Genomic DNA, 20,936 nt, shown 5'->3' on the forward strand with positions numbered 1-20,936 from the left:
AACCTAAGTCTAAACATCATGCAATCTGAAATACCGATCAGCAAAATTAACCCGGAGCAAGTAGGCAAATTTATTACCAAAAGCTATTATCAGGAACTCGCTCAAAATTTCGAAGATAAATTCCCATCAGAAGCCCGTTCTGTAACACTCTCAAAATCAACACTTGAAACAGCCTTAGGCGACAAAAATGTCTCAGGCATTAAATTCATGAACGGCCTTGAAGATGCAAACGTTCCCTCGTCAAGGCTTCTTGTGCTTATGCCTGTCAATTATACTATGAATAGCAGCCTTCCAAATGCCTTGATCAATAAGAGTGGCTTTATGACAAATACCGGTGCTATAATCTCTTTAGAAAAAACATGGCAGGTATTATTTAATCATGTACTTAATTTTAAAAAACTGGATTTAAGCGTTCATTACACAAAAATTAACCGGGGATCATTTCTTGGACGTAACGTGCTAATCGAACTTGTAAATAAAACTGATGGTGATAACCTTATTTATAATTTTGGTTATAATATGGAGATGAATTACCCGTACAAGGCACTCATACACCCCGAAAACAATTTGTTTTTAATAGTAGACCAATCATTTCCTTGCCCGGGTTCATCCGGTTGCCCTAAAACAGATAGTGATATGTGCGCACTTACCCATATTGCAACCAATTTTGCCGGTAACAACGCCGAAGGACAATTAAATGTACTTAGGGCTTTCAGAGATAAGATTTTGCAGGATAAATTTAATGGCACCGAAATAGAAAAATATTATACCATTTCAGCATCATTGCTGGAGGCTATTAATAAGAAGCAAAACCAGCAAATTATATTTAAAGGTATATATGATAAATATATAAAAACATCCATCGATTCGATAAAACACAATGATGAGGCAACCGCCTACGCCCTGTTCCAGGAAGCTATGCAGCACCTTACAGATACTTATTTATATCAATAATTCCCAGGAACATAAAAAAGCGCCATTTCTTAGTTGAGATGGCGCTTTTTTGTGTTTAAATCTCACCAGGCTTTGCATACCCGTACGCGTATTTCTACGCTGCAAAACTGTATTTGTACGCTAACAGATAGCGTACAACCCCAAGCTATAAAACAGTAGTAGCAACATTGATTAGGATCATTTTTAGCTAAACCTTTGACATATCAAATCAGCGACATGAAGTGCCTGCATGGTTAGATGTTATGGAGTATGCCGAAAATCCAATTAAAGAGTAAGCCGAAAAAAATCTAAATTAAAAACCTATGAGCTTTATTATTAAAGGAAACCTACGTGGTTTGCTGTGTTCTGATTGTGAGATCCCCGTATCTGGTACCTCTGTAAAAGTTTACAAACCTTTGGATAGGGGCAACGAAACCCGCCTGGCAGTAGCTGATGCCAAACAAACATTTCACCAGGTAAGCGATGAAGAACTGAAAGAAAAAGAAAAGCTATTTGTTGCCGAAGGCAGTTTACAGGATAATGGTGATTTTGTTATTCAGATTGGCGATAAATCGGGCTATGAGGGCGGAGCTTTGGATGTTGACTGGTATTGCGGCAACACACCTATAAAAATTGGTCCAGGACCAAAAAAAGACCTTTCCCTGCAATTTCATATCACCACGTTACAGCCAATGTATAAGCAAAGTGAAAGGGGCGAGCAGTTAGCATATTTTGAATATAAAATAGATTCTAAATGGTTTTGCCGAATCCTTACCCTGCTTGATATCTGGGTGGTTTGCGGCATCGTGGTTGACTGCGATACCAAAAAACCAATAGCAGGTGTAAAAGTATTTGCCTACGATGTCGATTTGTTTCAGGATGATACATTGGGCAATGCTTATACCGATTTTAATGGCAAGTTTGTTATTGTATACCCGGGCGCCAATTTCAGGCAAACGCTGCTTTCGCCATTTTTAAATGTAGAATGGCCTGCCGGTCCTGATTATTATTTCAGAATTGAATCATCATCCGGCGCTGTTTTGTTGCAGGAAGACCGTACCCGTGGTCGCCAAACAGACAGACACAACGCTCATAACTGCTTTTGTGTGAAACTATGCGTTAAAGGAGGCGATATCCAGGTGCCCTGGTTTACCGCGGTAGGCAACTTCAGTATCACATCAGATATTGATGCATCCGGCAAAACGTTGATTACTAAATTTGGCGCCGGTGGCACCGGGTATGGCTTTTTCAGTTCGGTTAAGCTGGAAGGCTATGCAACTAAAAAAGTACCCACTGCACCATCAAGCGCGCTTCATTATCGTTTTTTATACTCCCTGGATAATGTAAATTTTACCCCGGTAACCAGTGCCCAAATGGAAAGCACTCCGCTTAAAGTGGCCACACGCCAAATTACCTGGAACGGCACAACGGGTTTTCAGGATGTAGTTATCGATATTAATCAGCCGGCATCTGTACCCGATAGCATCCCGGCCGATAACTTTCCAAACCCAATCCCGGATCATGTTCTTAATCCGGATGTTAATGGCTGGATAAGGGTTGATCAGCCGGCGTTAGATAATGGATTTTACGGGGCGCTTCTTTATTTAAATACCAACACTATTATTGGCGGCGGCGATGCAAGCACCGGTTTAACAGCGGGTGATGCCGTAAACGCCTCGGATCAAAAAAATGGTAAAATGTTATATATCCAATTTCAAACCACAGATGACCCAACCAACCCTGCATCTACCAATTTAAATACCCAGGCGCTCATCGGTAAAATATATGTAAACAACTGGAACGAGGTAAACCTGCTTAAACTGGAAGAACTGTTTGCAGGAGGCGGCAGCGGCTGTACACCGGTACAATCACAAGCCCATGCCGATTATACGGTTGATCATGAACTGATAGCCAGCTGGAGCATGGGCGTATGGTCAAACGCTATAGGTAGCGTGGCGGGCTTACCATCGGGAACTTTCCCAAGAGGCGGGGCAGCTAAGTTTAACCTGGCATCGCCACCGATACCTTATGTATTAGTGCCTGCATTTAATACCTGGCCATCATGTGCGTATAGCTTAACATTAAACACTGTACGTAAATTAACTACCGGTGAATATAACGACCAGGGCAAAACCAACCAGGTTATCTTCTGCAAGTAACCTGCTCAAAAAGGTATCACTTTAATTTAGTGGTACCTTTTTTATTAAAACAATCTTAATATATACGAGCACTCATGCAACAGGAACAGCATATGACTGAAAAAATCCATAAGTATTAGTGTAGATACTAATAACTAAATGTAGATATTTGATAAGTAGGTTTTAAACAAAAACTAAATATATTGGTCCCCCCTTTCATCCATAACAATTAAATTAATAGTACCACATCTTGCAACACAGGATCAAAAACACGAGTTTGAAAATGAACACGAATTTTTTAATAGTTTAGAAGATATGTTTTACAACGAAGAAGAGCTAGTTATACAGATATTAGTAAAGCCTAAAGTGGGTGGAAGCCTATTGGAAATTATGGTGACCTACTTCGAAAAATAATCTATGAGTTTTAATTCAGATAGAACTATACGTCTCGTGCAAATGAAACTAATAATCACGACATTATTAATTTTTGTGTGCATAATCAATTTTACAAGCACCTATGCCCAGGACAGATTACCTCGTAATTTAGATGATGCTATTTCCTATTTTAAGCAACATTGGTCGAAGAAAAAACTAGAAGATTTCAGAGCAAAACCCGAAAACAAGGCAGTTGTAGAGTTGCATTCTTTTGGAACGGGATTATGGATTAGAAACACCTGGATTAGAGGAAACCGCGATACGATTTTGACAAATTTTTTTTCCTCATTAGGAATTCACAGCGCAGATGATATATCTTCAATAATTTTAACTTCTTTACATAGAAGTTTGAATAATAAGAAAATCAATCTCCACACACAAGTTGAAAATTGCAAGGCTTACTGGAATACAATAATGGACTGTGAAGACAAAGCAACAAAAAATGCAGTTTTGATTTACAACAAGTATAAAACCGGAAGAATTGTTACCATTTATATGCCTGTTGATAATAGCGACAACAGTAAAAACGCGGTTCAGTATGGATGTCCAACTAGCGAATGGACATTTAATCCAAAAAATGATCTACTAATAAAAGCGACAATAGTAGAAAAGTATTTCATAAATAGTAAGTCAAATGTCTTCTTTAAAGTCCGGATAACGAACATGAATCGTAAAGACACCAAAATCTTTTTAAAAGAGGTAAAAGTCGGTGACACGACAGACTTTTCACTTTCTGGATTAAAAATTCGATAGTATTATTTGCCCTATATTATAGGAGATCCTTGCTAAAGGAATTATATTTTAACCTATCTACTAAAATATCGCTTCCGCAATTCGCTTAGTTGGCCCGGCGTTGCTCATTGTATAAAAGTGCAGTACAGGTACACCAAAGGCTATCAGCTCGCGGCATTGGTTTATCATCCATTCTACGCCAATATCCTTCACATCTTTTTCTGATTTGCAACCATTTACCGCATCGCACAAATCCTCCGGCATATCAATATGGAATGTTTTGGCCAGGTTGATCAATTGCTTTGATGTGGTAACCGGTTTTAAGCCCGGTATAATAGGTACTGTAATACCATTGGCGCGGCAGTTGTTTACAAAGTCGAAATACTTTTGGTTGTCAAAAAACATTTGGGTTACAATGAAATTTGCGCCCATATCTACCTTTTGTTTCAGGTATTTAAAATCGGTTTTGAGGTTTGGGGCTTCAAAATGTTTTTCGGGGTAACCTGCAATCCCGATACAGAAATCGGTTTTAAGGCTGTCATTATTATGTTCATGCAGGTAAACACCATTGTTCATGTTCACTACCTGTTGCAGCAGGTCGGTAGCGTAGTTGTGTCCGTTTGGGGTAGGTACAAAAGAAGCGTCTCCACGTCTTGCATCTCCGCGAAGTACCAGCACATTTTCGATACCCAAAAATTGCAGATCAACCAAACCATTCTCGGTTTCATCCTTGGTAAAACCACCACACAACAAATGCGGAACGGTATCAACCTTATACTTATTCATAATGGCCGCACAAATAGCAATAGTGCCCGGGCGTTTGCGATAGCTCAGTTTCTCCAGCAAACCATTATCGTGCTCCTTATAAATAAAATCCTCGCGCAGCGAAGTAACATCAATAAACGGTGGTTTAAATTCCATCAACGGATCAATAGCATTGTAGATGCCCTCGATGCTCTGACCTTTCAACGGTGGAATCAGCTCGAAAGAGAATAGTGTTTTACCGTTTGCGTTTTTTATATGTTCCGTTATCTTCATTGTGGTTCGGGTTGCTGGGCTCTCCTCACCCGTCATTGCGAGGTACGAAGCAATCTCCTAACTTTACAGAGTGGCTCTGCTTATCGGGGATTGCTTCGTACCTCGCAATGACGGGTTTATATGCCTGTATGTCGTTTTATATTTGTGATCTTAATAATTTATATTCGGACCTAACCAGCGTTCAACCGTTTCGAGATCCATGTTTTTCCTGACCGCGTAATCCTCAATCTGGTCCTTGCTGATCTTGCCAAGTCCAAAATACCTGGCCTGCGGATGCGCGAAATAGAAACCGCTTACCGATGCAGCCGGGGTCATCGCCAGGCTTTCAGTCAGGTGCATTTTGGCGGCATCTTCTGCTTTTAACAATTCAAACAAGGTTGTTTTTTCCGTATGATCCGGACACGCGGGATAGCCCGGTGCCGGGCGGATACCTTGGTAATCTTCTTTAATCAGGTCTTCGGTGCTTAATTTTTCTCCTTTAGAGTAGCCCCAGTATTCCTTACGTACCAGTTCATGCATTTTCTCAGCAAAGGCTTCGGCAAGGCGGTCGGCAAGGGCTTTGGCCATAATGCTGTTATAATCGTCATGGTCGGCCTCAAATTCGGCTACCATCTCATCGCAGCCAATGCCTGTAGTTACCGCGAACCCACCAAAATAATCGGGAACCCCACTTTCTTTTGGCGCGATAAAATCTGATAACGCATAATAAGGATCGCCCTTTACCTTTTCGGCCTGCTGGCGAAGCGTATGAATACGGGTTAGCAATTGCGTTCTGCTTTCATCTGTATACAATTCAATATCATCACCATCGCTGTTAGCAGGCCAAAAACCTATTACGCCATTAGCCTGCAATAGTTTTTGATCTACAATTTTCTTCAACAGCTCCTGTGCATCATCAAAAAGTTTTTTGGCTTCATCGCCCACAAATTTATCCGCAAATATTTTAGGGTAGCTGCCGCGCAATTCCCAGGTATGGAAAAAAGGTGTCCAGTCGATATAAGGAACAAGCTCTTCCAGCGGGTACGACTCCAATACTTTGGTACCGGTAAACGTTGGCTTAGGCGCAATATCACCATCCAGACTGATCTGAAATTTTGACTGCCTGGCCTGATCAATGGTAACAAACCGCTTGTCAGATTTTTTATTCAAATGCGCTTCGCGCGATTTGGCATACTCGTCTTTAATATTTTTAATGTAAGCATCACGATTTTCGCGGTTCATCAAACTGCTGCAAACAGTAACACTACGCGATGCATCCAATACATGTATAGCAGCACCCGAATAATGAGGGTCAACCTTTACTGCAGCATGAATACGTGATGTAGTAGCCCCGCCAATAATCAACGGAATAGTAAAGCCCTCACGTTCCATCTCTTTGGCAAAATGCACCATCTCATCAAGTGATGGAGTGATCAATCCGCTAAGGCCGATAATATCTACGTTTTGTTTTTTTGCTTCCTCGATGATCCTTTGTGCCGGCACCATTACGCCCAGGTCAATTACCTCAAAGTTATTACAGGCCAAAACTACGCCTACTATATTTTTACCAATATCGTGCACATCGCCCTTTACGGTAGCCATGAGTACCTTACCCGCATTTGCACGCTGATCTGCATTGGCATTGTTTTTCTTTTCCTCTTCAATGAAAGGCAACAGGTAAGCCACCGCCTTTTTCATTACACGGGCCGATTTTACCACCTGCGGCAGAAACATTTTACCGGCACCGAACAGATCACCAACGATGTTCATACCGTCCATTAGCGGGCCTTCAATTACCTCCAGGGGTTTATCATAAGCCTGGCGTGCCTCTTCAACATCATCATCAAGGTATTCGATGATCCCTTTAACTAACGCGTGCGATAAACGTTTGGCAACTGGTTGTTTACGCCATTCTTCATCGCGTACAATCTCTTTACCTTTACTTTTGATGGTATCGGCATATTCTACAAGGCGCTCGGTAGAATCATCACGGCGGTTAAGCAATACATCCTCCACCAGTTCAAGCAGGGTTTTATCAATCTCTTCATAAACTTCCAGCATCCCGGCGTTTACGATACCCATATCCATACCCGCTTTAATAGCATGATACAAAAATGCCGAGTGCATAGCCTCGCGCACAACATTGTTTCCCCTAAAAGAGAATGAAATATTACTCACCCCGCCGCTTACTTTGGCGTGAGGCAGGTTTTGTTTTATCCAGCGGGTAGCTTCAATAAAATCAACGGCGTAGTTGTTGTGTTCTTCCAGGCCGGTAGCAACAGTTAATATATTAGGGTCGAAAATAATATCCTGTGGAGGGAAACCAACCACATCAACCAATATATCGTATGAGCGTTTACAAATTTCAATCCGACGCTGTAATGAATCTGCCTGACCTGTTTCGTCAAAAGCCATCACCACGGCAGCGGCGCCGTAGCTTAATATTTTGCGGGCATACTCAATAAACTTTTCTTCGCCCTCTTTAAGGGAGATAGAGTTTACGATACCCTTACCCTGGATACATTTTAAGCCAGCCTCAATAACCGTCCATTTAGATGAATCAATCATGATGGGCAATTTGGCAATATCGGGTTCGGAGGCAACCAGGTTCAGGAATTTAACCATCACCGCTTCCGAATCAATCATCCCCTCATCCATGTTGATATCAATCACCTGGGCACCGCCCTCAACCTGTTGTAGGGCCACAGCCAAAGCGGCTTCATAATCCTCGGCTAATATTAGTTTGGAGAATTTTGGCGATCCGGTGATATTGGTACGCTCACCTACGTTTACAAAAATGCTTTCGGGCTTTATGGTAACGGCCTCTAAACCACTCAGGCGAAGATCAGGCTCTACTTCCGGGATTCTCCGGGGTGGGTGCTTAGATGCCCGCTCGGCAATACATTTGATGTGCTCCGGCGTAGTACCACAACAACCACCTACGATATTAACCAGCCCGGCTTTGATAAAATCATCAACCTGGTGAGCAGTTTCATGAGCAGTTTCGTCATACTGACCAAACTCATTCGGCAAGCCGGCGTTTGGATAAGCTGATATATATACATCGGCTTTTTCAGAAAGTTCTGCAAGGTGCGGGCGCATTTCCCTTGCACCTAAAGCACAGTTTAAACCTACCGAAAGCAGGTTGGCATGGCGGATAGAATTCCAGAAAGCCTCAACAGTTTGCCCCGATAATGTACGCCCGGAAGCATCGGTAATAGTACCCGAGATCATGACAGGCAGATGCTTGCCAGATTCATTTGCATAACGGTTGATGGCAAACAAAGCGGCCTTGGCATTCAGGGTATCAAATATGGTTTCAACCAGTAACAAGTCCGATCCGCCATCAACCAGGCCGCGAACCTGGTCGTAATAAGCATCGGCCAGATCATCAAAAGTAACCGCCCGGTAACCCGGATCATTAACATCGGGCGAAAGGGAAGCGGTACGGTTGGTTGGCCCAACAGCCCCAGCCACAAAACGTGGTTTATCCGGCGTTTTTATATTGTACTCACCAGCAACTTCGCGGGCAAGGCGTGCACCTTCATAGCTCAGCTCGTAGGCCAGTTCTTCCAGCTTATAATCAGCAAGGGAAATTATTTGAGTGCTAAAAGTATTTGTCTCGATGATATCCGCGCCGGCATCCAAATATTCGGCATGGATGGCCTTAATGATATCCGGGCGTGTGATATTCAAAAGGTCATTATTCCCCTGCAGGTCACTATTGTGATCTTTAAATCTTTCCCCACGAAAATCCTTCTCGGTAAGCTGGTACCGCTGTATCATGGTGCCCATAGCACCGTCGATCACAAGGATGCGTTTTTCTAATTCTTTTCTAATATCCATTGATAGTATCAAGTAATTAGTATCAAGTATCAAGTACGGCAAATTCCGGTTCTTGATTTTAATTAGGTCATGATACAAGCAAAAAAATGTCTTGATACCTGATACTAACTACTTGATACTTAAAAAACTTATTTCGAAAAGTCGGGTGTTATTTTGACTTTCGCTTATCTTTCCCAGGGCCGTGCGGCTGGCTGAGTAGAATGTAGCACCTTGTGAAGCACAGGTTGCTAAGACATCGCAGGGTCTAATCCCTCCGTCTTTCTCCATAAGCATTGCAAAGGTGCATAATAATGCGGTAAAATGCAATAGTGTATATCTTCACGTATCTGTACGCTAAGTAAATTTACGCATACAAAAAAAGCCGCCTTTGCAGGCAGCTTTTAATAATAAATGTTTTACGGGTTTATTATCTTCTGCTGCCGAATAAACGCATCATCGATGTAAACAAGTTTATAAACGTAGTATAAAGCACAAATGCACCCATAATTACTAGTTTTTTTGACTCTGCGCTTCCATACTCAAGTCCGGCACCAATTCTTTTCAGCATTTGCATGTAGTAAGCGGTTAAACCAACCATCAATACAACAAATACAAAGCTAAGTACATAGCTAATTTGTGGGCTATGTAAAAGGAAATTAACCATACCTACTGCAAACGCACCGAAAAATATGATGGTTAAAATCGAGCCAAATTTAGTTAAATCCATAGTTGTAAAATATCCGGCAACGGCCATTATACCAAAAACTACCGCGGCACAAATAAATATGGTGAATATTGATGTTGCCGTATAAATAAGGCCAAAAATGCTGAGGCTTATGCCCACCGAAGAAGCATAGGCAATAAACAGGAATAAAACAACCGGATAAGATAACCTATTAAGACCGAAGCTTATAATAAATGAAAAAGCAACCGGTGCAAATATGGCAACATACCCTAAAGTTGAAAATCCACCTCTTTCCTGGTCAACAATCAGGTTCATCAGGCTGGGGTTAATGAAGAATTCGAAAGCGAAAAAAGCAGAAATGCCTAATGCTATAAACATCCATGCAAATACTTTGCCCAAATATTTACGGGATGCATCGTCTTCTGTTAATTGTATTACGTTTTTGTAAACGTATTCAGGATCTTTAGTTTCCATTTTTTTATAAATAATTCTTATACGAATTTACGAATAATAAGTGAATATCATGTGAAGATTGTTTGTGGAGAGTCAAGAGATCAGGACCTAAACCAGTTAACTCCACGCGACCGATTATTTCTTCAGTACATCCTTTTTCAAATGCCCCTGCAATTGCGGATTTTGTGGGGGAAGATTTTTCACTTCTCTTTCAACCTCGGTTTGTTGAACAGAAACCGCGTAATCTGCCGGTTCAATACGGCTGCCAATGGCCTCGGCATATACCTGGGTAAACTCGGCGCCGATGTATAATATAGCCGATGTATAATAGATCCAAACCAAAATAACAATGATGGAGCCTGCAGCTCCGTAAGCAGAACCCTGAGCCGTATATTGAATATACAGACTAATCATATACTGACCAAGCATAAAAAGCAACGACGTAAAAAAAGCGCCAGACCGTACATCTTTCCACTTGATTTTTACATCGGGCAAAAACTTAAAGATGATGCCAAACAAAGTAGTAATTACGATGACAGTGATAGCCAGGTTAATTCCTTTTAACAGTAATCCTGTTACAACGGGGATAAAATGTTGTATTTTATCCTTCAAGGCATCAAGTATAATATTTACTGCAAGTGTAGCTAAAAGCAAAAAACCAAGGCTTATAATTAGTGAAAAAGATACAAATCGATTTTTGAGCAGTTGAACCCAGCCGCGTTTTGGCTTGGCTTTTACCCGCCAAATGGTGTTCAATGAATCCTGTATCTCAACAAAAATGCTGCTTGCGCCTAATAACAGGGTAATTACACCAATTATTACCGCCAATCCCGATTTGCCCGAAAGCGCCAGGTGCTTTAATATATCCTGGATTTGTAAAGCTGCCCCTGAGCCCACATAATGGGCAATTTGTGGATACAATCGGTCGGTAGCTGCATCCTGCCCGAAAACCAAACCCGCTACCGATATAATGATGATAAGCAAGGGGGCTATGGAAAACACAGTATAGTAAGCCAACGATGCACTTAATTTTAAACCATTATCACTACTAAAGCCTGAAAAGGTTGCCACTAAAACCTTCCAAAGCTGTGTTAAATATTCCTTGCTTAAAAAACTCATTCCTTATTTTTTTAATTATACTGCTTAAACCCATATTGCAAAGCAATTTTAATGCCTTTAAGCAAATGGTGATTAAAATTCCAATTACAAAGCTGTAAAAGGGGTATCGGGCGGCTGGCAATCAGGCCATTCGCCAAAATCATCATTCCACCATTCACTTTTTAGTACGGTGAAACCATGCGTTTGCATATCCGGGGGCTGTCAATATACTTGTAGTATTGTGCCTGGGCGTTGTTGTTTACAATTAAAAGCAACAAGGCAGCAAGCCGACAAAGTTTACCGGTTTGATACAATAAGCAAATCAAGATCTTTACATGGGATGCCGAAACGTTCGCCGATGTGTTTGTTTGTAAGATGGCCCTGGTAAATATAAACAGCATTACGCACTCCCGATTTTTGCCATATCACATTCTTGATACCTCCGTGTTCGCCAATATCCAGCAGGATAGGAGCAAAAATATTGGTAAGCGCATAGGTGGCCGTACGGGCAACTCTTGAAGCTATATTGGGCACACAATAATGGATCACATCATATTTGCGAAACACCGGGTGAGTATGATTGGTAACTTCGGATGTTTCAAAGCAGCCTCCCTGGTCAATACTTACATCAATAATTACCGAATCGCGCTTCATGCGGCTAACGGTTGTTTCTGATATAATGCAGGGACTGCGGCCATCCTCCGCGCGCATGGCCCCAATAGCCACATCGCATGTAGTAATCGCCTTTTCCAATACTATTGGCTGCACTACAGAGGTAAAAACCCGGCTGCCAATATTGTTTTGCAAACGGCGCAGCTTGTATATTGATGGGTCAAAAACCTTTACCTCGGCACCTAATGATATAGCGGTGCGCGCGGCATATTCACCCACAGTACCGGCACCCAGTATCACGATCTCTGTTGGCGGCACGCCGGTAATGCCTCCCAGCATCAGGCCTTTACCTTCAAAAACGTTACTTAAATATTCGGCCGCAATTAATATGGATGTAGCGCCCACAATCTCGCTCATGGCCCTTACCACGCTAAGAGAGCCTCCTTCATCGCGCAAATGCTCAAAGCATAGCGCGGTTATTTTTTTATTGATGAGGGCATGCAGGCAATCTGCTTTAAGTGTTGCCATTTGCAGGGCCGAAATCAGTATCTGTCCGGGCTTCATCATTTCAATCTCCTGCTTCATAGGAGGAGCGATTTTTATGATGATATCCGCCTCATAAACAGCTTTGGTATCATATACAATATGAGCTCCCTGCTCGCTGTAATCCTTGTCGCTAAAATTAGCGGCCTGCCCGGCATTACTTTCCAGCATTACATGATGCCCGTTATTTACCAATAACGCTACCGAAAGTGGTGTAAGCGGAATCCTGTTTTCCTGGAAGGAAATTTCCTTGGGGATGCCGATAAATAGTTTGTTTTTTTTGCTTTTAACCTCCAGCATCGACTCCTGCGGTTGCATCATTGCCTGTTTGGCAACATCCGAAAACCCGCTGTATATCCCTGAACTCATTTGTGTGTGTTATTTTTCTGGCTGATGAAGATAAGAAAAAACGACTTATCATAAAACTAAATAATTTCAATGTCTATCTGCCTCGCTCCATCATCCAAAACCTTTAGGCTAATGTTGGAGTAATGCTGTGGCAGCAGGTCTGGTATTTTCTCCGGCCACTCAATAAAACAATAAGCACCGTCATAAAAGTATTCTTCATAACCCATATCAAGAGCTTCAGTTTGGTTCTTAAGCCGATAAAAATCAAAATGATATATTTTACCTTTTGCAGTATGATACTCGTTAACAATAGAAAATGTAGGACTGGTCACCGTATCCGTTGTGCCTAAGCCCTTGCATAGTTCTTTAATAAGTGTGGTTTTACCCGCACCCATATCGCCATAAAAAAGAAAGATCCTGCTGTTTGCCGCGTGCTCAATAATAGCTTTGGCGGCGTTGGGTAAATTTGATATAGATGGAATGATTAGCTGCACGGTTGAATATTAAAAACGTCATTGCGAGGCACGAAGCAATCCCCACCATGCAAATCGGCTTTGCAAGCTTGCCCTGTATAGTTTGGGATTGCTTCGTGCCTCGCAATGACGGGTGTGTTAGTGTTCTTCCTCATAGGATTATCAAAAATACTCAAAATAATTTAGCCAATAAAAAGCCCCATCAGAAATACATTCGATGAGGCTTCAATAAATGTTGATTTGACTATCTTATGATTTCTTACCCGTATTAAATCCAAACGGCACCACAACCTTAAAGCTGATATTACGACCCATATTAAATATACCCGGGCGTACACCTGCAGGCACTGTTGCGTTATCAAAATATTTTAACCTGCTCATGTTTGATTGATAGTTAACATTTGCAAGGTTGGTACCCTCAATAAACAATTTAATAACCGGTTGCCCTGCTTTGTTTACAATGTTGCCACCAAAGCCGGCGCTTAGCAGGTTATAACCTGGCGTAGCAGTCTCGGTACCGTAGGCTGCAAAGTAACGGTTTTGGGCACTGTAGTGATCAAAGCCTACAAAAACATACAGGCTTTTAAAGTCGCCAAAACCACCGTTAAATGTTCCGCGCAGTTCAGAGTGGGTGTGCAACGGGGGTATAAACGGCAGGTATTTTAAGCTGTCGGCCACCGGGCCGCCGTTGCCCTTATTTTCGCCATAAGTTAAACTTAGCGCGTTTTCAAAATGCAGCCATGGTATAGGGTGCAAATCTACATTCACCTCGCCACCGTAAATACGCGCTTTACTTTGCACATAAGTAAATGTGGTATAACCTTGTGTATAAACCGGGCTTCCATCAGGATTTAAAACCTGCTGCTGGTAAATGTAGTTGGAGATATCGTTATTAAACACCTCCACACTGGCCGATATATTCGGGAGTGTTAAAAAGGTGCCAAGGTCTTCCTGTACACTGAATTCGGGTTTAAAGTTTTTATCACCGATGTGATAGATCTGCGAACCCGGATCTGGTCCGTTGGCCGAGATCTCGGCAATACTTGGCGCCCGGAAGCCCCTTGAAATATTACCTTTTACCAGGAATGCATTAGATACGTTATAGGTGGCCCCAAAGCTGCCTGATGCGCCCCTGAAGGTTTTACTAAAGGCTTCAAACTGGTTGGTAACATTTGGTGTAGTGGTTGGATTTGCTCCTGTGTATAATTGAGGAAATCCGTTGCTGCCCAAACTATCAACATAGGCAGCACTACTGCTAAATGACCGGTTATCATACCTTGCACCTAATGACAGATCAAGCTTTCCGTAGCTTTTCTTCACTACAAAAAACGGACCTACATCAAACTGGTGATAGGCCGGGATTGGAAAATCTGTAGCATCGCCGATAGTGTTATTTTGATACTGCCCATTAATGCCAAAAGTGGTTTCATAATCATTGCCGATACTGAAATTGTATTTAACATCATAGGTATAAGTAGTTAAATGAAGGTTTAACCCGGCAACATCACCAGCTTCGGGATGGGTGTATTCGCGCCTGTGACTGTATTGATAACCCAGGTTTACAACCAGGTTTCCATCGCCCAATCTAAAGTTACTATTGTTATAGATGCGGTAAAGCTGCACATGCTGGTGCAACGTAGGGATAGTATACGAGTTTAACACCGATTGCGGAACGATAGGCCGGGAGGCATCATCCTCGGTAATCTGGCGGGTAAACTGCCGGGTAATTGAATCGCGGCTACCATCAGGGATGGATTGCTCATCATCAAAAACAGATGCATGCAAATATGATGTACCCCATGATTTATTTAGCCCTAACATAATACGGGCATCTTTTTCTTTATAGTTGGTGCCGTAAACGCGACCATCATGCTGGTTCTGGTAGTTTTTTCCTTCTTTGGCAGATACTACCGTTCCCCAAACAAAACCATTTTGATTGCCCTGAAGTCTGAATGATCCGTTCAATAAACCCTGGTTAGTGCCATAAATTCCTTGCACAGAACCTGCTATTGTACCTTCGGGAACTGGTGATGGTGATATTAAGTTAACAACCCCACCAATAGCATCAGAGCCATAGGTTAAACTGGCAGGCCCTTTAATTACCTCAACACGATCAACAGAATTTTGATCTACCTCAATACCGTGCTCATCGCCCCATTGCTGCCCTTCCTGGCGAATGCCATCCATCAGCGTGATAACCCGATTATAGCCAAGGCCATGGATAAAAGGTTTTGATACGTTTGGCCCGGTGGTAACGGCGCTTACGCCCGGCAGGGTAGCTATCTGATCAATAATATTACCAGAAGCAGCGCGCTGATCTAAATAAGTTTTCCCCACGGCTAACATAGGCACAGGGCTACGCTTTATTTCGGTGGCTTTACTTACACCGGTAATTATAACCTCGCCGGCCTCAACAGATGAAGTTTGCAGCTTTACATCAAATACGGTGGTTTTGGAAAAATCAACCCTTTGGTTGAGCGTTGAATAACCGATGTAACTTACCTGTACAAGGTAAATACCTTTAGGTATGTTGTTAAAAACGTACTTCCCGTTTGCATCGGTGATTGCACCTTTTCGCAGATCGGGAATAGTGATTGTAGCACCTATAATAGGCTTGCCATCGGCTTTATCTGTAATGATGCCCGATAGGGTTCCGATAACATCTTCCGGCGTATTTTTAGTAGTTATAGTGGTGGCATGTGCCAAATAAGTAAAACCTATAAACAGCAATATTAAGAAGCTAATTAGCTTTAATTTCATAACGAATAAATTGTGGATCAATAAATACCGCCTTTAAAACGGCTCAGTTTGTAAAAAATTCTAACAGAATAGATTTGTTACGAAATTACAGGAGGAGCCCTGCCGGCTGCAAGCACAAGCGACATGCTTACAAAATCATAGTCGCAAGGTTTAAAAACATGCATTACTGCAAGTTGTGGAGTTGCATATAAAGGGGTATCAATTACTGCAAAATTGTGGTGCATGGCATCGCACATATCGCATTTCTCCTTCACGGTTTGCTGCGGATGGCTGTTTGTTACCAGTTCTGTTTTGGAGATGCCTTTTATAAGCTGGTGCTGGTGCGAATAAACCATATACTGACCTGCAATAAAGCAGATGAGCAACAGCCACGAATAAATAATATTTGATTTATTTTTCTTCACACTTACAACCTTTTTTAAGGTGCGGCACAAAAATAAGCAATAAAACCACATAATTAATGCAACATTGTAACAATTGTGATAAGTTGGTAGTGGATAGTTCATGGATCAAGGCAGCCTAAGTCGTGATTATTGGGGCATCACTCATTAACTATCAGGATGTTTATAGGTATTAGTTTACAGTAGCTTTATGTGTTTACATCATGTTATTAACATTTCGCCATGATCCATGAAGTATCAACCATGAACTAACCCTATCTTTGCCCATATGAAACCTGCTGAAATTAATTTAAAGTGGACTGCACTGCAGGAACGCATTGCTGAAGATTTTGATAACGAAAAACCCGATATAAAGGTAATACTGTTTTTAATTGGTGTGCAGGAACTTGGCCAGGGACCGCGAAAGTTTAGCAAACGCCAAAAAGAAGAGTTGATGCATATAGCCAATTGCAAGCTGATGAGTATGATGGGCTTTTATGAACTGGAAGGACTTGATCAGGATGGCTGGCCGCATTGGAAACTGATAAAAGTTATCCCCAACTACACGTTGCTTGAGCAGGAAATGCTCTTGAAATCATTAATAATTAGTTATTTTGAGGAGCAGGGAGTAGTTTAACTACCAGGTTTGAATCGGGTTGCAGTTTGTTAAATTGCCTATTCTTTAAATTTCTATAAATTCATACATTCGAAAAAACTTGCGTCGGGTAACATGATGTATGTTTCCTGAATTTCAAACTCTGCTTCAGCCAATGAAAAAGCTTTTTACAATAACACTGTTATTACTAACCCTTACAGCCACAGCATTTGCCAAGCCCCCTAAAAACCAATATGTACGCATCAGTACCGGTTACGGCAGTGTCATCATCCGCTTGTACAATGAAACTCCTCTACACCGCGATAACTTTATAAAACTTGCAAAAAAAGGGTTTTATAATGGCGTGCTATTTCACAGGGTGATCCAGAATTTCATGATCCAGGGTGGCGACCCCGACTCTAAAGATCCCAATAAAGCAAAACCCGGCGCCGAACTGGGTAATGGGGATGTTGGTTACACTGTACCGGCCGAGTTTAGAGATAGTTTGTTCCATAAGCGTGGGGTACTTGCAGCAGCCCGTGATGATAATCCTAAAAAAGCATCAAGCGGGTGCCAGTTTTATATTGTGGAGGGCAAACGCCTTAGCGACGCTAAAATGGATTCGCTGGAAAACGGTCGCTTAAAAGGATACAAAATACCTGCCTGGCAGCGTGAATATTACAAAACAGTAGGCGGCACCGCCCAATTAGATCATGGCTATACTGTTTATGGCGAGGTAGTATCTGGCATTGACATGGTTGACCATATTGCTGCCGTGAAGAAAGATAAAAATGACCGCCCGCTGGAAGATGTACCCATGACCGTGGAGGTTTTGAGCAAAAAGCAATGCAACCAATTAGATAAACTTTTAAGTCCTCCAACCCACTGAAAATTTCAATTGCATGAATTCTGCAATTGTTAAATCCCAAATCGAACATTCCAAATCCGAAATGAAAATAATCACTTATAACGTTAATGGTATCCGATCTGCAATAAGCAAAAACTGGCTGGCCTGGCTACAGGCTACCGATGCCGATGTAGTTTGCCTGCAGGAAATTAAAGCTACTCCCGATGTACTTACCGACCTTGGGCTGGTAGATCAGTTGGGCTACAAACACTACTGGTTCCCGGCCGAAAAAAAGGGGTATAGTGGTACCGCTATCTTCTGCAAACAAACGCCAAAACATATTGAATATGGCTGCGGCATACCAGATTTTGACCGCGAAGGTCGTTGCATCCGCGTTGATTTTGATGAAGTATCGGTAATGAGTGTATACTTCCCGTCGGGCTCAAGCGGCGATGAACGCCAGGTATTTAAGTATCGCTTTTTAGATGAGTTTGGCAAATACCTTACCTTGTTAAAGGTAGATCACCCTAAACTGGTAGTATGCGGCGATTACAACATTTGCCACCGCCCAATTGACATTCATAATCCAAAATCAAACGCCAACTCATCAGGCTTTTTACCCGAAGAGCGCGAGTGGATGGAGAAATTCATCGAAGGTGGTTTTATTGATACCTTCCGCCATCTGAATAAAGAACCGCATAATTATACCTGGTGGAGTTTCAGGGCCGGCGCAAGAGGCAAAAACCTGGGCTGGCGTATTGATTATACCATGGCCAGTACCGAGCTGGAAAACAACATTAAAAGAGCCGCTATATTACCCGAAGCCAAACACTCGGACCATTGCCCGGTTTTGCTGGAGCTGGAGTTTTAGGCCCCCCGGCCCCCTGAAGGGGGAGCTTATAGGGCTTATTTCAAGTTCGGCATCACACCAAGAGACAAAAAAAGGAGGGTTTGTTTTTAACAAACCCTCCTTTTTTATATGCTTAACAAAAAACTCCCACTTCAGGGGGCCAGGGGCTTACCCCTTTACTCTTTCTACATATGCGCCGGTTGCTGTATCAACCTTAACCTTATCACCAATATTGATGAATAATGGTACGCGGATCTCGGCACCGGTTTCAACGGTCGCGTTTTTAAGGGCGCCTGTTGAGGTATCGCCTTTAACGGCTGGCTCGGTGTAAGTAATTTCCAGTTCGGCAGATCCTGGGATAGAACCCATGATAGGTTCTTCGCTTTCAAAAGCTACTATTACGTTCATACCTTCTTTTAAGAATTTAACCGCGGGGCCAAATAATTTTTTAGGTATGCTATGTTGATCATAAGTGGTGTTATCCATTACTACTAATGAATCGCCCTCGTCATATAAATATTGATAATCACTGGTTTCAACACGGGCAATATCAACCTCCTCGTCGGTACGAAAACGGTATTCAACCAATTTTCCTGATTTTACATTACGCATACGAGCCTGGTAAAATGCACGCAAGTTACCTGGTGTACGGTGTAAAAATTCCTCTACCTGCACTAATTCGCCATTAAAGCGAAGCACATTTCCATTTTTAACATCTGATGCTTTGGCCATAAAATAATATTGAGGCGCAAAATTAGGAATTAGATATGAGATGTGGAATATGAGAGGTTAGATTTTTATGGAGGAGATAATCAGGCGGTTAGGGATAGGAATAAAGATAAAAGGAGCAAGGAATAAGGACAATGGGGTTATTGGTAAACCTTTATAAAACGTTATTGAGTTATAAAATCACGGGGACTTTGAAGGAGAATTGCCGTTTTAAAAAGTTTGTCATCCTGAGGAACGAAGGATCTATTCGCAAGCTCTACAGAGCGAAGAAGCATAGCGGAGCAGATCCTTCGTTCCTCAGGATGACAAAAATTTTAGTCAACACATCACATGTAGGATATATCTATAATATCAAAAACCTACAGCGTAGCAATATCAATTACGAAACGATACCGTACATCACCTTTTTGCATACGTTCATAGGCAGTGCTGATATCTTTGATATCAATCATTTCAATATCGGATACGATGTTGTGTTCGGCACAAAAATCAAGCATTTCCTGGGTTTCGGCTAAGCCTCCAATTCCAGATCCGGCAAGGCTTTTACGGCCACCCAATAAACTGAATGCCTCGATGCTGGCCGGTTCTGGTGGCACCCCTACGCAAATATGTACACCATTGGTTCTTAATAAAGACAGGTACATGTTAAAATCATGTGGTGCAGAAACAGTATCCAATATAAAATCGAATGAGTTTTTAGCGGCTTCAATCTGTTTAGGATCGCTGGTTACCACAAAATGATGTGCTCCCAATGCTTTAGCATCTGCTTCCTTGCTTGGCGAAGTACTTAAAACGGTAACTTCGGCACCAAAGGCTACACCAAACTTAACGCCCATGTGGCCTAATCCGCCCAAACCTAAAACTGCAAGCTTATGGCCTTTTCCAACTTTCCAGTGCCTAAGCGGTGAGTAGGTGGTGATACCGGCGCATAACAATGGCGCGGTGGCGGCAAGGTCAAGTTTATCAGAAATATGAAGTACAAAATCTTCATTAACAACAATACTGTTGGAGTAACCGCCGTAGGTAGGTGTTTTATGATCCTGCTCCAGGCCGTTGTAGGTTTGCGAACTGCCATTTAAGCAATATTGCTCCAGATCCTCTTTACAGTTTTCACATATCCTGCATGAATCAACCAGGCAGCCGGTACCGGCAAGGTCGCCAACTTTAAATTTTTTAACATGATCGCCAACTTTAACCACCCGCCCAACAATTTCATGTCCCGGCACCATCGGGAAGATCCCGGGAAACCAGTCATTCTTTATCTGGTGAAGGTCACTATGGCAAACGCCACAAAATAAAATATCAAATTGCACATCATGCGCACCAACTTCACGTCGCTCAAAATCCCATGGGGCGAGGTCCGAAGTAGGTGATTGTGCTGCATATCCTTTTACTGGTATCATAAGTAGTTTTTTGTTTTAGTAACTAAAGATACGGGAATAGATATGAGATATTAGCTGTGAGATTTCAGATTTCGCCCGGA

General features: G+C 42.1%; 16 protein-coding genes and 1 riboswitch. Of the genes, 6 read left to right on the forward strand and 10 right to left on the reverse strand.

Features of this window, described 5'->3' with window-relative positions:
- The first annotated feature begins 18 nt into the window (after positions 1–18).
- The 3 genes from AC1D0K_RS16590 (at position 19) to AC1D0K_RS16600 (ending at position 4,259) form a co-directional block, all read left to right on the forward strand.
- Positions 19–954 carry a hypothetical protein gene (locus AC1D0K_RS16590; RefSeq protein WP_477393422.1) on the forward strand — a complete coding sequence of 312 codons (936 nt, stop codon included), beginning with the start codon at positions 19–21 and terminating at the stop codon, positions 952–954.
- Positions 955–1,256: 302 nt separating this feature from the next.
- A complete protein-coding gene (locus AC1D0K_RS16595) occupies positions 1,257–3,092 on the forward strand; it encodes a transthyretin-like family protein (RefSeq protein WP_477441985.1) in 1,836 nt (611 codons plus the stop codon).
- Positions 3,093–3,527: 435 nt separating this feature from the next.
- Positions 3,528–4,259, forward strand: a complete 732-nt coding sequence (locus AC1D0K_RS16600) for a DUF6794 domain-containing protein (RefSeq protein ID WP_477393418.1) — start codon at positions 3,528–3,530, stop codon at positions 4,257–4,259.
- 60 nt (positions 4,260–4,319) lie between these two features.
- Here AC1D0K_RS16600 and metF read toward each other — a convergent pair whose 3' ends face one another.
- The 8 genes from metF to AC1D0K_RS16640 form a co-directional block, all read right to left on the reverse strand.
- A complete protein-coding gene (metF, locus tag AC1D0K_RS16605; RefSeq protein WP_477393416.1) occupies positions 4,320–5,276 on the reverse strand; it encodes a methylenetetrahydrofolate reductase [NAD(P)H] in 957 nt (318 codons plus the stop codon).
- A gap of 150 nt (positions 5,277–5,426) precedes the next feature.
- Positions 5,427–9,101 carry a methionine synthase gene (gene metH, locus AC1D0K_RS16610; RefSeq protein ID WP_477393414.1) on the reverse strand — a complete coding sequence of 1,225 codons (3,675 nt, stop codon included), beginning with the start codon at positions 9,099–9,101 and terminating at the stop codon, positions 5,427–5,429.
- 161 nt (positions 9,102–9,262) lie between these two features.
- Positions 9,263–9,373: riboswitch (SAM riboswitch) on the reverse strand.
- Positions 9,374–9,507: 134 nt separating this feature from the next.
- Positions 9,508–10,239 (reverse strand): Bax inhibitor-1/YccA family protein, encoded by a 732-nt coding sequence (locus AC1D0K_RS16615; protein WP_477393412.1) that lies wholly within the window; start codon positions 10,237–10,239, stop codon positions 9,508–9,510.
- A gap of 114 nt (positions 10,240–10,353) precedes the next feature.
- A complete protein-coding gene (locus AC1D0K_RS16620) occupies positions 10,354–11,337 on the reverse strand; it encodes a YihY/virulence factor BrkB family protein (protein WP_295721762.1) in 984 nt (327 codons plus the stop codon).
- A 276-nt stretch (positions 11,338–11,613) separates the two neighbouring features.
- The gene (locus AC1D0K_RS16625; RefSeq protein ID WP_295721765.1) at positions 11,614–12,840 is read right to left on the reverse strand and encodes an alanine dehydrogenase; all 1,227 of its coding nucleotides are present in this window, start codon (positions 12,838–12,840) and stop codon (positions 11,614–11,616) included.
- Between the two features lie 56 nt (positions 12,841–12,896).
- Positions 12,897–13,313, reverse strand: a complete 417-nt coding sequence (tsaE, locus tag AC1D0K_RS16630; RefSeq protein ID WP_477393409.1) for a tRNA (adenosine(37)-N6)-threonylcarbamoyltransferase complex ATPase subunit type 1 TsaE — start codon at positions 13,311–13,313, stop codon at positions 12,897–12,899.
- 228 nt (positions 13,314–13,541) lie between these two features.
- Positions 13,542–16,052: a TonB-dependent receptor gene (locus AC1D0K_RS16635; protein ID WP_477393407.1), complete on the reverse strand. Its 2,511-nt coding sequence runs from the start codon at positions 16,050–16,052 to the stop codon at positions 13,542–13,544.
- A gap of 77 nt (positions 16,053–16,129) precedes the next feature.
- The gene (locus tag AC1D0K_RS16640; RefSeq protein ID WP_295721772.1) at positions 16,130–16,456 is read right to left on the reverse strand and encodes a hypothetical protein; all 327 of its coding nucleotides are present in this window, start codon (positions 16,454–16,456) and stop codon (positions 16,130–16,132) included.
- 265 nt (positions 16,457–16,721) lie between these two features.
- Here AC1D0K_RS16640 and AC1D0K_RS16645 point away from each other — a divergent pair, with 265 nt between their 5' ends.
- The 3 genes from AC1D0K_RS16645 to AC1D0K_RS16655 all read left to right on the forward strand — a co-directional run bounded on the left by AC1D0K_RS16645 (position 16,722) and on the right by AC1D0K_RS16655 (position 18,745).
- Entirely contained in the window at positions 16,722–17,069 is a 348-nt protein-coding gene (locus AC1D0K_RS16645; protein ID WP_295721774.1) for a hypothetical protein, read from the forward strand.
- Positions 17,070–17,202: 133 nt separating this feature from the next.
- Positions 17,203–17,916, forward strand: a complete 714-nt coding sequence (locus AC1D0K_RS16650; RefSeq protein ID WP_477393404.1) for a peptidylprolyl isomerase — start codon at positions 17,203–17,205, stop codon at positions 17,914–17,916.
- 61 nt (positions 17,917–17,977) lie between these two features.
- The gene (locus tag AC1D0K_RS16655) at positions 17,978–18,745 is read left to right on the forward strand and encodes an exodeoxyribonuclease III (protein WP_295721778.1); all 768 of its coding nucleotides are present in this window, start codon (positions 17,978–17,980) and stop codon (positions 18,743–18,745) included.
- A 147-nt stretch (positions 18,746–18,892) separates the two neighbouring features.
- Here AC1D0K_RS16655 and efp read toward each other — a convergent pair whose 3' ends face one another.
- Together efp and AC1D0K_RS16665 are read right to left on the reverse strand one after the other, a co-directional pair.
- A complete protein-coding gene (gene efp, locus AC1D0K_RS16660; RefSeq protein WP_295721780.1) occupies positions 18,893–19,456 on the reverse strand; it encodes an elongation factor P in 564 nt (187 codons plus the stop codon).
- 356 nt (positions 19,457–19,812) lie between these two features.
- Entirely contained in the window at positions 19,813–20,856 is a 1,044-nt protein-coding gene (locus tag AC1D0K_RS16665; protein WP_477393401.1) for an NAD(P)-dependent alcohol dehydrogenase, read from the reverse strand.
- Positions 20,857–20,936 lie beyond the last annotated feature (80 nt).

Source organism: Mucilaginibacter sp. P1_A3, assembly GCF_056406855.1.

Coding starts and splice junctions, on each gene's coding strand:
- AC1D0K_RS16655 (WP_295721778.1), top strand. CDS start 17,978: ATGAAAATAATCACTTATAACGTTAATGGTATCCGATCTGCAATAAGC.
- efp (WP_295721780.1), bottom strand. CDS start 19,456: ATGGCCAAAGCATCAGATGTTAAAAATGGAAATGTGCTTCGCTTTAAT.
- AC1D0K_RS16615 (WP_477393412.1), bottom strand. CDS start 10,239: ATGGAAACTAAAGATCCTGAATACGTTTACAAAAACGTAATACAATTA.
- metF (WP_477393416.1), bottom strand. CDS start 5,276: ATGAAGATAACGGAACATATAAAAAACGCAAACGGTAAAACACTATTC.
- AC1D0K_RS16645 (WP_295721774.1), top strand. CDS start 16,722: ATGAAACCTGCTGAAATTAATTTAAAGTGGACTGCACTGCAGGAACGC.
- AC1D0K_RS16625 (WP_295721765.1), bottom strand. CDS start 12,840: ATGAGTTCAGGGATATACAGCGGGTTTTCGGATGTTGCCAAACAGGCA.
- metH (WP_477393414.1), bottom strand. CDS start 9,101: ATGGATATTAGAAAAGAATTAGAAAAACGCATCCTTGTGATCGACGGT.
- AC1D0K_RS16665 (WP_477393401.1), bottom strand. CDS start 20,856: ATGATACCAGTAAAAGGATATGCAGCACAATCACCTACTTCGGACCTC.
- AC1D0K_RS16620 (WP_295721762.1), bottom strand. CDS start 11,337: ATGAGTTTTTTAAGCAAGGAATATTTAACACAGCTTTGGAAGGTTTTA.
- AC1D0K_RS16590 (WP_477393422.1), top strand. CDS start 19: ATGCAATCTGAAATACCGATCAGCAAAATTAACCCGGAGCAAGTAGGC.
- AC1D0K_RS16635 (WP_477393407.1), bottom strand. CDS start 16,052: ATGAAATTAAAGCTAATTAGCTTCTTAATATTGCTGTTTATAGGTTTT.
- AC1D0K_RS16600 (WP_477393418.1), top strand. CDS start 3,528: ATGAAACTAATAATCACGACATTATTAATTTTTGTGTGCATAATCAAT.
- AC1D0K_RS16650 (WP_477393404.1), top strand. CDS start 17,203: ATGAAAAAGCTTTTTACAATAACACTGTTATTACTAACCCTTACAGCC.
- AC1D0K_RS16595 (WP_477441985.1), top strand. CDS start 1,257: ATGAGCTTTATTATTAAAGGAAACCTACGTGGTTTGCTGTGTTCTGAT.